Below are 11,016 nucleotides of genomic sequence, written 5' to 3'. Positions count from 1 at the left end.
GGGCTTGCCGGCGATTGGGCGGCAAACCCCTGCAGATTTTTCTGATTTTGTCTCGAATGGTTGGCCGGCACGTAGTTCGGGAAAATTCCTACTGCCCGCGTCGTCAGTCGTCACCTTCCCTGCAGAACCCCCTCCCTCTAGCTTGATGGCCAGGCGTCGCATGGGCGGCGCTCGATCTTTGCGCTAGCAAAGGCCGTCGTCATTCGGCGGGAGCACTGGGACAAATGCCGCTATTCGAAAATGCCGAATACCTGATAAGGGCGAATCTCGAGCAGCTTGCGTCCAACCATCGGGTCAGAGCGGTGGAAATCGGTAGATTCACCGCCGATCAGTTCGAAGCGATCAATAGGCAGAAAGAAGGGCAGGATTTGCCGCTGCTGGAGGACCCAGGCATCGTCTTTATTGGTAGCCATGCCTACAGGAGCCGGGTATTACGGGATGGTTACGCCATCGATGACATGGTTCTGCAGATTGAGGCAGCATTGGCGGTGACATCGATCTGGAAAGGCGCCACGCACATGACGGCCCTTCGCAGCACGATTGGCCGCAATGATGGCTATGGCAATGAGGTCCTTGATGAGGCGATTTTTGAACTGACGGCCCGCAAGCCCAAGGCAGAGCTCTATTCCATCATCCCTAAAGGGGATAGAAACAAGCCCAAAAAATAAAGGCCGCTTAAGCGGCCTAAAGGGTGGGGATGCACTCGCCCGGATAACTTGAAACTCAACCGGCGCACCAGTACATCCACAAGCACAAAGGCTACCCTTCCGAATCTTTACGGTCAAGCCGGGACCTTTTTCTAGCGCGCTGTGCATGCGCTTCATGTTGGCTTTTACTGGATCAGGGTTTTCTGATTTTTGCCAAAATGGCTGTCCAGTTGGCCACTTCGGAAATATCCTACGAGCCGCGTCCTCTGCCATCACCTTCTCAGTGGGAACCTCTGCCCTTAGGCTTAAACCGTCGCCGAATAACTTGGCGATCGGGTGTGGTAACCCGGATGTGCGAATTCTGAATGGCAGCCATGGCGGCTGTGCGCGGGAGGCTTTCGAGCCTGCCGGGTTTGGGATTCGTCCGGTTTACCACCCCGCGTGCAGCTGCCACCCATTTCGTGTGGTAACGGATTGAGCGGCCGCCCTGATCAGGTGAATTCCCATGAGCAAGAAAATAGTCCCCGATCCACCCCTTCCATGCACCTCCACCCGCCCCTTCGGCCGCTGCGACGCCGGCCATGACCCGCTCTTCACCGTCAACCCGAACATTTCCGCCGAGGACGCTCTGGTCCACGTAGCCCTGTACCTGCGCAGCGCCTACGAAACCGGCTACAAAGCCCTGGACTACATGCGCGAAGAGGGCCGTGGCATGTTCTGGTCGAACCTGCATGCGATTGAAATGGCGGAGGGTGTGATTGAGGCGATACTCGATGGCATCGAGTCGACACCGCAGCCGCAAAAGAAGGTGTGAGGGCTGACAGGTGCCTGCCTTGAGGGTTTCAGCGCCTGTGACATCGAGCGCCGCCCGCGCGGCGCTTCGCGGGGCAAGCCCGCTCCCACATTTGTTTCGGGCCAATCCCTCCTGGGAAGTCACCGCTGCCCGCTTTGTTTGTTCCATTTGATATCGAGGGGTGCGCAACTGCGGTTCCTCGATCTGCAGCCATGCACCAAAGCTGCAACCCACCTGACACAGGAATAATTGGCCCGAAACAGATGTGGGAGCGGGCTTGCCCCGCGAAGCGCCGCGCGGGCGGCGCTCGATGTCACAGGCGCTGAAACTCTCAAGGCGTGCGCCTGGCCGCCCTGACGCAATTCCCCGCTTTTCTCAAGGCAACAAAACAGTCGACCCCACAGTCCTGCGCGCCGACAGCTCTGCCTGCGCCTTGGCCGCCTCGCTCAATGGATACCGCTGCTGGATATCCACAACCAGCTTGCCACTTGCAATCATCGCAAACAGGTCATCGGCCATGGCCTGGGTGTTCTCGGCATTATTGGCATAGGTCGCCAAGGTCGGCCGGGTGACGTACAGCGAGCCTTTCTGCGCCAGGATCCCCAGGTTCACCCCGCTCACCGCGCCCGAGGCATTGCCAAAGCTCACCATCAACCCGCGTGGCTGCAGGCAGTCCAGCGAGGTGAGCCAGGTATCGGCGCCTACCCCGTCATACACCACCGGGCATTTTTTGCCGTCGGTCAGTTCCAGTACCCGCTTGGCCACATCTTCGTGGCTGTAGTCGATGGTTTCCCATGCCCCCAGCGCCTTGGCCCGCTCGGCCTTCTCGGCAGAACTCACGGTGCCGATCAGCTTGGCGCCCAGGGCCTTGGCCCACTGGCAGGCCAGCGAACCGACGCCACCCGCTGCGGCGTGGAACAGGATTACATCACCCGCCTTCACCTCATAGGTCTGCTTCAGCAGGTACTGCACGGTCAAACCCTTGAGCATCACCGCTGCGGCCTGCTCGAAGCTGATGTTGTCGGGCAACTTGACCAGGTTGGCCTCCGGCAGCGTATGTACTTCGCTGTAGGCACCCAGCGGGCCGCCGGCATGGGCCACGCGGTCACCCACCTTCAGGCGTTTGACACCCTCGCCCACAGCCTCGACCACGCCGGCCGCCTCAGTACCCAGGCCAGAAGGCAGGGACGGCGGAGCATACAGACCGCTGCGAAAGTACGTGTCGATGAAGTTCAGGCCGATGGCGTGGTTACGCACGCGCACCTGCTGCGGCCCGGGCGGGGTGGGTTCGAATTCCACAAACTGCAGCACTTCCGGGCCGCCATGCTGGCTGAACTGGATACGCTTGGCCATCTCGCACTCCTGTAGTCGGGATCGGGAAAAGGCCTTCTATCGGACGCCTTTGCGTGATCGCCGTCAACTGCGGCGCGCGCGCTGGCGGTGGTATGCTACGCGCGAATTCTTCCCTGCCCGTTCCTGGTGACCCGATGACTAGCCGCACCGAGGCCGTGAAAGCCTACCTGCTCGACCTGCAAGACCGCATCTGCTCTGCCCTCGAAACAGAAGACGGCGGCGCCCGTTTCGTCGAGGATGCCTGGGTGCGCGAAGCCGGTGGCGGGGGCCGCACGCGGGTGATTGGCGACGGCAAGCTGATCGAGAAAGGCGGGGTCAACTTCTCCCATGTGTTTGGTACCGGTCTGCCCCCCTCGGCCAGCGCCCACCGGCCTGAACTGGCGGGCCGGGGCTTCGAGGCCCTGGGAGTGTCGCTGGTGATCCACCCGCACAACCCGCATGTGCCCACTTCCCACGCCAATGTGCGGTTCTTCATCGCCGAAAAGGAAGGTGAAGAGGCCGTATGGTGGTTCGGCGGCGGCTTCGACCTGACCCCATACTATGGCAACGAAGAAGACTGCATTCACTGGCACCGCGTGGCCGAACAGGCCTGCGCACCGTTCGGCGCCGACGTGTACCCGCGTTACAAGGCCTGGTGCGACCGCTACTTCCACCTCAAGCACCGTGGCGAGCCACGCGGCATCGGCGGCCTGTTCTTCGATGACCTGAACGAGTGGGACTTCGACACTTGCTTCGCCTTCATCCGTGCCATCGGCGATGCTTACATCAACGCCTACCTGCCGATCGTACAGCGCCGCAAGGACACGCCCTATACCCCGCAGCAGCGTGAGTTCCAGGAATACCGCCGCGGCCGCTACGTGGAGTTCAACCTGGTCTACGACCGTGGCACTTTGTTCGGCCTGCAATCCGGTGGCCGCACCGAGTCCATCCTCATGTCGCTGCCGCCTCAGGTGCGCTGGGGCTACGACTGGAAGGCCGCACCCGGCAGCGAAGAAGCACGCCTGACCGAGTACTTCCTGCAAGACCGCGACTGGCTCGGCCAGTAAGCCTGTGGATAACCAAGGAGCCGTCATGGACCAGTACGTCGTTTTTGGTAATCCCATCGGCCACAGCAAGTCGCCGCTGATCCACCGCCTGTTTGCCGAGCAGACCGGCCAGGACCTGGAATACGCCACCCTGCTGGCGCCGCTGGACGAGTTCAGCGATTGCGCGCGCGGCTTCTTCAAGCAAGGCAGCGGCGGCAACGTCACCGTACCATTCAAGGAAGAGGCCTACCGCCTGTGCGACAGCCTGACCCCGCGTGCCCAGCGCGCTGGCGCAGTGAACACGCTAAGCAAGCTGGCTGATGGCACCCTGCAAGGCGACAACACCGATGGCGCTGGCCTGGTGCGCGACCTGACGGTAAATGCCGGGGTCGAACTGGCTGGCAAGCGCATTCTCATCCTCGGTGCCGGTGGCGCTGTGCGAGGCGTGCTGGAGCCTATTCTGGCGCACAACCCGCAGTCCCTTGTGGTTGCCAACCGCACTGTGGAGAAAGCCGAGCAGCTGGCGCGTGAGTTCGATGAGCTGGGGCCGGTGGTGGCCAGCGGGTTTGCCTGGTTGCAGGAGCCGGTGGATGTGATTATCAACGCCACTTCGGCGAGCCTGGCCGGAGAAATGCCGCCGATTGCCGACAGCCTGGTGGAGGCGGGGCGCACGGTTTGCTACGACATGATGTATGGCAAGGAGCCGACGCCGTTTTGCGCGTGGGCTACCCGGCTGGGTGCGGCCAAGGTGCTCGATGGGTTGGGGATGCTGGCTGAGCAGGCGGCTGAAGCGTTCTTTATCTGGCGTGGGGTGCGACCTGATACGGCGCCGGTGTTGGCGGAGCTGCGCCGGCAACTGGCTCGGGGCTGAAATTGCCGGGGCCGCTTTGCGGCCCATTCGCGGCACAAGGCCGCTCCCACAAAGTACTGCGTACGCCGATCCCCTGTAGGAGCGGCCTTGTGCCGCGAATGGGCTGCGCAGCAGCCCCAGGATCCCAGCCTCACTCCTCAAACCGGATCGGACACAACTCCACCCCTTCCAGCTTCTGCAATTCCTCGATCACCTGCGGCCTGGCCCGGTGCAGGGTCAAACTCCCGCCCAATCTCCGCAACCGCCGCGCTTCGCGGTGCAACATATCCACACCCGAGTAATCGATAAAATTCACCTGCCGGGCATCGATCACGACATGCGGCCCCTGGCAGCGCTGCAAGCGCACCTGCAGGTAATGCGCCGCACCAAAGAAAATCGACCCGCCCACCCGCAACACATCCGCGTCCCCTTCCCGGCTTTGCTGCACCCGTGGCCGTGACGTGCGCTTGAGGTAAAAGAACAGCGAAGCCAGCACGCCTGCATAGATGGCCGTCTGCAACTCCAGCAACAATGTCGCCGCCGCCGTCAGCGCCATCACCAGAAACTCCGAGCGGCTGACCCGAAATAGCGCGCGAATCGCCCGATGGTCCACCAACCCCCAGCAGATCAGCAGAATGCTGCCAGCCATGGCGGGTATCGGCAGGTGCGCGATCAGGCCGGCGCCGGTAACGGCAAACAACGCCACCCACAGCGCCGAGAACACCCCAGCCATGGGCGAGCGGGCACCTGCCTCATAACTCAGGCCTGAGCGGGTGAAGGAACCGGCAGACAGGTAACCGGAGAAAAATGCACCGGCGATGTTCGACAGGCCCTGTGCGCGGATTTCCTGGTCGGGGTCGATCAGTTGTTCTGAACGTGCCGACAACGAGCGGGCAATCGACAGGCTGGTGACCAGCCCCAGCATGCCTACCGCCACGGCGCTGGGCAGCAGGCGCAGCATCAGTTCCAGATCCAGCAAAGGCAGCGGGCTGAAGGGTGGGAGTTGCCCGGTAAACGCCGCCACCCTTGGCACATGGCCAAAGTAGCCCGGCAACAGCCAAGCCAGCAGGCTGACCAGCATCAGGCTTATCAACAGGCTCGGCCAGCGTGGGCGCCACAGTTTGAAGGCTACACCGATCACGACAGTGGCCAGGCCCAGAATAAAGGAAGGCAGGTCGACCTCCCCTGCATGGCTGGCCAGGTCCTGTACGGTTTTCAGTGCCGTGGCCTGGCTGGGCAGGTCCATGCCCAGCAGGTTGGGCAATTGGCCCAAGGCAATGACGATGGCAGCCCCCAGCGTGAAGCCGAGCACTACCGAGTGGGAGACGAAATTGACCAGCGCGCCAAAGCGCATAAGCCCGAGCAGCAACTGGAAGATGCCGCCGAGCAAGGTCAGCAACAGTACCAGGGTGATGTAATCGGCGCTGCCGGCCACGGCCAGCGGGCTGATGCTGGCGTAGAGCACGATGGAAATGGCGGCGGTGGGGCCGCAGATCAGGTGCCAGGACGAGCCCCACAGGCAGGCGATCAGCACCGGCACGATGGCGGCGTACAGGCCGTATTCGGCGGGCAGGCCGGCAATCAGGGCGTAGGCGATGGATTGTGGCAGGGCGAGGATGGCACCGCTCAGGCCGACCAGCAGGTCCTGGCGCAGGCTGCGGCCCGATTGGCGCGGGAGCCAGGTGAGGAAGGGCAGCAGGTGAATGATGCGATGCATGAGATATTCACATTTCCAAAGGTCCACTGTCCCCTGTGGGGCGGGTTTACCCGCGAATGCGTCGGTACATGCAATGCAGCATTCGCGGGTGAACCCGCTCCCACAGGGGGCGCGTCGTGTCTGAAACTACAGTTTGGCTTTCACGGCCTCCAGGGCATTGCCATCGGCCTTGGTAGTCACCCCAGCCAACCACCCTTCCAGCAACTCGGGATGCGTTTTAATCCAAGCCCTGGCCGCGTCATCAAAGCTGATCTTGTTATCCACAACCTCGGCCATGATGGCGTTTTCCATGTCCAGGGTAAATTTCAGGTTGCCCAGCAGCTTCGCCGCATTCGGGCACGCTTGTGGATAACCTTTGCGGGTCAGCGTGTACACTTCGCCCTTGGTGCCGAACCACTTTTCCCCACCGGTCAGGTAATGCATTTTCAGCTTCACGTTCATCGGGTGCGGGGTCCAGCCAAGGAAGGTGATGAACTGCTGTTTCTTCGCCGCCCGGTCGACCTGGGCCAGCATCGCCTGCTCGCTGGACTCCACCAGTTTCCACTGGCCAAGGTTGAATTCATTCTTGTCGATGATTGCCTTCAGCGACAGGTTGGCCGGTGCGCCGGAGCCGATCCCGTACAGCTTCTTGTCGAACTGGTCGGCATGCTTCTGCAGGTCGGCAAAATCCTTTACCCCGGCATTCCACACGTAATCGGGCACCGCCAGGGTGAACTCGGTTCCCTCCAGGTTGCGCGACAGCTGCTGCACATCGCCGTTGGCGATGAACTTGTCATGGAAGCCTTGATGCGCGGGCATCCAGTTGCCGAGGAAGGCGTCGACACGGCCGTCCTTGAGGCCGCCGTAGATGATCGGCACGGCCAGGCTGTCGATTTTCACCTGGTAGCCCAGGCTTTCCAGTAACAGCCGCGCCACGGCATTGGTTGTGGCGATATCGCTCCAGCCGGGGTCGGCCATTTTTACGGTACTGCATTGCGCGTCGCTGTCGGCGGCGTGGGCCGTGGCGACGCCCAGGGCCAGGGCGAACACGGCGGCGGAGAACTTGTGCATGGCGGCCTCTCTTTTCAATCCAGGGGTGCGGGCTGTGGATAACGTGCCTTGCGCTCGAGGTCGTCGAGATCGATGTGGTTGCGCATGTACTGTTGGCTGGCGTCCACCAGCGGTTGGTGGTCCCAGCTTTTCAGCGTGCCGATAGCCAGCGCCTCGGCCACCAGGCGGCGGCGCCGCTGGCTGGCGAGTACCTGCTGGCGCAGGCTGGGGATATCCCAACGCTGTCGTGCTTCATCGGCAAATGCCTGCAGCAGCGCCTGGTGGTCCGGGCTGCCGGCGAGGTTCTCCCGCTCGTGCGGGTCGCGGCTCAGGTCATAGAGTAGACATGGGTCTTCTTCGCTGTACACGAACTTGTAAGGCCCGCGGCGGATCATCATCAGCGGGCCGACGGTGCCTTCGGCCATGTATTCGCCGATCACTTCATCGTGGCCGCCCTGCCCTTGCAGGTGGCCAAGCAGTGAGCGGCCGTCCAGGTGCAGGTTGTTATCCACAATGCCGCCAGCCAGTTCTACCAAGGTTGGCAGCAGGTCGCAGGTCGATACCGAGGCACTGACCCGAGCTGCCGCAAAGTGCTTGGGCGCATGGATCAGCAGCGGTACCCGCGCCGACATCTCGAACCAGTGCATCTTGTACCAGAGGCCACGCTCGCCAAGCATGTCGCCGTGGTCGCCTGAGAACACGATCAGGGTATCGTCGGCCAGGTTGCACTCATCCAGGGTTTGCAGCAGCTGACCGATGTTGTCGTCAATGTAACTGCAGGCGCCGAAGTAGGCGCGGCGGGCATCGCGGATCTTGTCCACAGGCAGCGGCTTGTTCCACAGGTCGTAGACTTTCAGCAGGCGCTGCGAATGCGGGTCGAGCTCTGTCTGGCTCAACTCTGCACGGGGCATGGGGATATCCACACCCTCGTACCGGTCCCAGTAGCGTTTGGGAATGGTGTACGGATCGTGCGGGTGAGTCATCGAAACGGTCAGGCAGAACGGCCGACCGTCGTTTTCGCGCACATGGTCGTACAGGTACTGGCGTGCCTTGAACACCACCTCCTCGTCGAAATCCAGCTGGTTGGTACGCACGCACGGGCCGGCCTGCAGCACCGAGGACATATTGTGGTACCAGCTTGGGCGCACATCCGGTTCGTCCCAGTTCACTGCCCAGCCATAGTCGGCCGGGTAGATGTCGCTGGTCAGGCGCTCTTCGTAGCCATGCAGCTGGTCCGGGCCGCAAAAGTGCATCTTGCCTGACAGCGCAGTGCGGTAGCCCAGACGGCGCAGGTAGTGCGCATAGGTCGGTATATCGGCGGGGAAATCGGCGGCATTGTCGTAGGCGCCGATGCGGCTGGGCAGCTGGCCGCTGACCAGGGTGAAGCGTGACGGCGCGCACAGCGGGCTGTTGCAGTAGGCTGAATCGAACACCACCGCCTGCTCGGCCAGGCGGCTCAGGTGCGGCATCTGGACGGGCGAAGGGGCGTAGATGGGCATCAAGGGTGCGGCCATCTGGTCGGCCATGATGAACAGGATATTCGGGCGCGTCATGGTGGCTTCCATCGTTGAGGGTTATGCGATTTGCTTGCCTTCCAAGATGCGACTGCGGATAACATGGGTAAAGCCCATGCCGGGCAATAACTGGGATTAGCTGAGCTTATGTTTGAGCACCTTGCCGAGCTGTCGCTGGATACCTTGCGTGTGTTCGAAGCCGCGGCCCGCCTGCGGGGGTTTACAGCTGCGGCGCTGGAGCTGGGCACCACGCAACCGGCAGTAAGCCAGCAGGTGAAACGCCTGGAAGCCCAGCTGGGCACGCGCCTATTCGACCGTATTTATCGGGGCATCGAGCTCACCGAGGCCGGCCAGCTGTTGTTTGAACAGGTACACCAGGGCCTGCAAGCCATGGATGACGGCATTTCCCAAGCCAGCGGGCGCGGTCAGCGCGAAGTGCTGCAGGTGGCCACCGACTTTGCCTTTGCCGCGTTCTGGCTGATGCCAAGGCTGCAACGCTTTCACGAGGCTTATCCACAGGTGGATGTGAGCCTGGTGACCGGTGAACGCAGCCAGGGGATGTTGCGCCCGGACGTGGATGTGGCGGTGCTGTTTGGTGATGGGCGCTTCCATCAGGGTGAAAGCCGCTGGCTGTTCGATGAGGAAGTGTTCCCGGTGTGCAGCCCCCGGCTGACCGATGGCAAACCCTTGTCAGCCGTGGGTTTGCAACGATTGCCCTTGCTGCATTTGAAGGGCGAGCAGGCCAGCCGCTGGTTTGACTGGGCCGGCGTTTTTCGCGGGTTTGGCGTGGCCAGCCCACCGCCTGCGGGGCAGTTGCGGTTCGATAACTATACGTTGCTGATTCAGGCAGCGATTGCCGGGCAAGGGGTGGCGATCGGTTGGGGGCACCTGGTGGATGGGTTGGTGGAGCAAGGGTTGCTGTGCCGGCCGCTGCAGGGGAGTTTGCGCTCGCAGCGCGGTTATTACGCGGTGCTGCCGCCGCGCAAGCGGCGTGGGGCGCTGATCGAGCGGTTTGTGGGGTGGCTGGAGGATGAGCGCAGCCTTTGAGATTTTGGGGCTGCGCAGCAGCCCCGACGATCTAGACCACAAAGTTCAGATGCTCGCCCCGGTGCAGGTCCAGTTCCAGCATATCCGCCATCCCCGCCGCCACGCGTGCCCACCCCTCATCGGGCAACGCCTGCGGCATATTGATCAAGGTCCAGTGCAAAGCACTGCGCTGCAACCCATCAACCACCTGGTCCACATATGCCCGCTCTACCTCACTGTACTTGGCCGGCTCATCCAGCACAGCGAAATCGCCCACCAGCAACAGCCGGCGTATAGTCGTACGCTCAAGCCCCGCCACCAGCGCCTCGCTCAGGCGTGCTTGCCCCGGCAAGTCACCTGGCGCCAGCGCCGACAACAGGGCAATTACCGCCGAGCCGCCTGCCGCGCCCTGCTCTGCCTGGTCGGCATCGTCCAGCCCGCCTATCTTGAAGTGCAGGCCCGGGCGTGCGGTATGGCGGTTGAGGTCATCGACCACGGCGGTGACTTCGTGCTGGCGCGACAGCAGCTCGGCCATCATGGCTTTGCCCAGGCTGCTTTCAGGCCCGAACAGGACCAGTTTGAATACTGGGGTTTCGGCGTTTTTCACTGCATCACTTCCTTTGCAGGTGGTGATGGTTGGACCGCAATCAGGAGTTATCGTGCAGAGGATCAAGGGTTACCACGCCCACGTTTATTACGACGCAGCGACCATGGAGCAGGCGCGGGAGCTGTGCGAGGAGGCGACGCGGCTGTTTCCCGTGACCATGGGGCGCATGCATCAAAAGCCGGTGGGGCCGCATCCGGACTGGAGCTGCCAGCTGGCGTTCGGGCCTGAAGTGGTGGGGGTGGTTTTGCCTTGGTTGGCGCTGTACCGCAAGGGTTTGGTGGTATTCATGCACCCCGAAACCGGGGATGAACTGGCGGACCACCGGGATCATGCGATCTGGATGGGGGCCGTGCGGCCATTGAAGCTGTCGATATTTGGTGGGTAGATGTGTATTGCCTGTGCCGGCCTCTTCGCGGCACAAGGCCGCTCCTACAAGGCGATCGCAATACCCTGTA

The 11,016-nt window shown here is 62.3% G+C and carries 11 protein-coding genes; 6 read left to right on the top strand and 5 right to left on the bottom strand.

Going from position 1 to position 11,016, the window contains the following annotated elements; translation table 11 throughout:
- The first annotated feature begins 224 nt into the window (after window positions 1-224).
- Window positions 225-668, top strand: coding sequence for a hypothetical protein (locus tag ACK1VC_RS03010; protein ID WP_096425424.1), 444 nt, complete (start codon window positions 225-227; stop codon window positions 666-668).
- 484 nt (window positions 669-1,152) lie between these two features.
- A complete protein-coding gene (locus ACK1VC_RS03005) occupies window positions 1,153-1,461 on the top strand; it encodes a hypothetical protein (protein ID WP_023047733.1) in 309 nt (102 codons plus the stop codon).
- Between the two features lie 354 nt (window positions 1,462-1,815).
- Here the strand turns inward: ACK1VC_RS03005 and ACK1VC_RS03000 are convergent, their stop codons facing one another.
- Window positions 1,816-2,793: an NADPH:quinone reductase gene (locus tag ACK1VC_RS03000; RefSeq protein ID WP_191087127.1), complete on the bottom strand. Its 978-nt coding sequence runs from the start codon at window positions 2,791-2,793 to the stop codon at window positions 1,816-1,818.
- A 134-nt stretch (window positions 2,794-2,927) separates the two neighbouring features.
- On the opposite strand from ACK1VC_RS03000, the gene hemF reads away from it, so the two are divergent.
- On the top strand, window positions 2,928-3,839 hold the full coding sequence (gene hemF, locus ACK1VC_RS02995) for an oxygen-dependent coproporphyrinogen oxidase (RefSeq protein ID WP_016484228.1): 912 nt from the start codon (window positions 2,928-2,930) through the stop codon (window positions 3,837-3,839).
- A 25-nt stretch (window positions 3,840-3,864) separates the two neighbouring features.
- Window positions 3,865-4,689, top strand: coding sequence for a shikimate dehydrogenase (gene aroE / locus ACK1VC_RS02990; RefSeq protein WP_016484229.1), 825 nt, complete (start codon window positions 3,865-3,867; stop codon window positions 4,687-4,689).
- Window positions 4,690-4,819: 130 nt separating this feature from the next.
- Here the strand turns inward: aroE and ACK1VC_RS02985 are convergent, their stop codons facing one another.
- From ACK1VC_RS02985 to betC, 3 genes are all read right to left on the bottom strand, one after another.
- Window positions 4,820-6,385 (bottom strand): SulP family inorganic anion transporter, encoded by a 1,566-nt coding sequence (locus ACK1VC_RS02985; RefSeq protein ID WP_191087128.1) that lies wholly within the window; start codon window positions 6,383-6,385, stop codon window positions 4,820-4,822.
- A 126-nt stretch (window positions 6,386-6,511) separates the two neighbouring features.
- A complete protein-coding gene (choX, locus tag ACK1VC_RS02980) occupies window positions 6,512-7,435 on the bottom strand; it encodes a choline ABC transporter substrate-binding protein (RefSeq protein WP_095116352.1) in 924 nt (307 codons plus the stop codon).
- Between the two features lie 14 nt (window positions 7,436-7,449).
- Complete coding sequence (gene betC, locus ACK1VC_RS02975; protein WP_191087129.1) at window positions 7,450-8,967, bottom strand: choline-sulfatase; 1,518 nt, start codon at window positions 8,965-8,967, stop codon at window positions 7,450-7,452.
- A 108-nt stretch (window positions 8,968-9,075) separates the two neighbouring features.
- Between betC and ACK1VC_RS02970 the strand changes: the two genes are divergently transcribed.
- Window positions 9,076-9,975, top strand: coding sequence for a choline sulfate utilization transcriptional regulator (locus tag ACK1VC_RS02970; RefSeq protein WP_023047112.1), 900 nt, complete (start codon window positions 9,076-9,078; stop codon window positions 9,973-9,975).
- Window positions 9,976-10,006: 31 nt separating this feature from the next.
- Here the strand turns inward: ACK1VC_RS02970 and ACK1VC_RS02965 are convergent, their stop codons facing one another.
- Entirely contained in the window at window positions 10,007-10,561 is a 555-nt protein-coding gene (locus ACK1VC_RS02965; RefSeq protein ID WP_060519827.1) for an NAD(P)-dependent oxidoreductase, read from the bottom strand.
- A gap of 52 nt (window positions 10,562-10,613) precedes the next feature.
- Here ACK1VC_RS02965 and ACK1VC_RS02960 point away from each other — a divergent pair, with 52 nt between their 5' ends.
- Window positions 10,614-10,946 (top strand): DOPA 4,5-dioxygenase family protein, encoded by a 333-nt coding sequence (locus tag ACK1VC_RS02960; protein ID WP_016484235.1) that lies wholly within the window; start codon window positions 10,614-10,616, stop codon window positions 10,944-10,946.
- Window positions 10,947-11,016: the final 70 nt, after the last annotated feature.

The sequence above is a fragment of the Pseudomonas sp. XP2 genome (assembly GCF_053557975.1).
This window is presented reverse-complemented; position numbering and strand designations above follow the sequence as displayed.

What these genes read in the sequence shown, in the direction of transcription:
- ACK1VC_RS03010 (WP_096425424.1), top strand. Translation starts at nt 225, where the DNA reads ATGCCGCTATTCGAAAATGCCGAATACCTGATAAGGGCGAATCTCGAG.
- ACK1VC_RS03005 (WP_023047733.1), top strand. Translation starts at nt 1,153, where the DNA reads ATGAGCAAGAAAATAGTCCCCGATCCACCCCTTCCATGCACCTCCACC.
- ACK1VC_RS03000 (WP_191087127.1), bottom strand. Translation starts at nt 2,793, where the DNA reads ATGGCCAAGCGTATCCAGTTCAGCCAGCATGGCGGCCCGGAAGTGCTG.
- hemF (WP_016484228.1), top strand. Translation starts at nt 2,928, where the DNA reads ATGACTAGCCGCACCGAGGCCGTGAAAGCCTACCTGCTCGACCTGCAA.
- aroE (WP_016484229.1), top strand. Translation starts at nt 3,865, where the DNA reads ATGGACCAGTACGTCGTTTTTGGTAATCCCATCGGCCACAGCAAGTCG.
- ACK1VC_RS02985 (WP_191087128.1), bottom strand. Translation starts at nt 6,385, where the DNA reads ATGCATCGCATCATTCACCTGCTGCCCTTCCTCACCTGGCTCCCGCGC.
- choX (WP_095116352.1), bottom strand. Translation starts at nt 7,435, where the DNA reads ATGCACAAGTTCTCCGCCGCCGTGTTCGCCCTGGCCCTGGGCGTCGCC.
- betC (WP_191087129.1), bottom strand. Translation starts at nt 8,967, where the DNA reads ATGACGCGCCCGAATATCCTGTTCATCATGGCCGACCAGATGGCCGCA.
- ACK1VC_RS02970 (WP_023047112.1), top strand. Translation starts at nt 9,076, where the DNA reads ATGTTTGAGCACCTTGCCGAGCTGTCGCTGGATACCTTGCGTGTGTTC.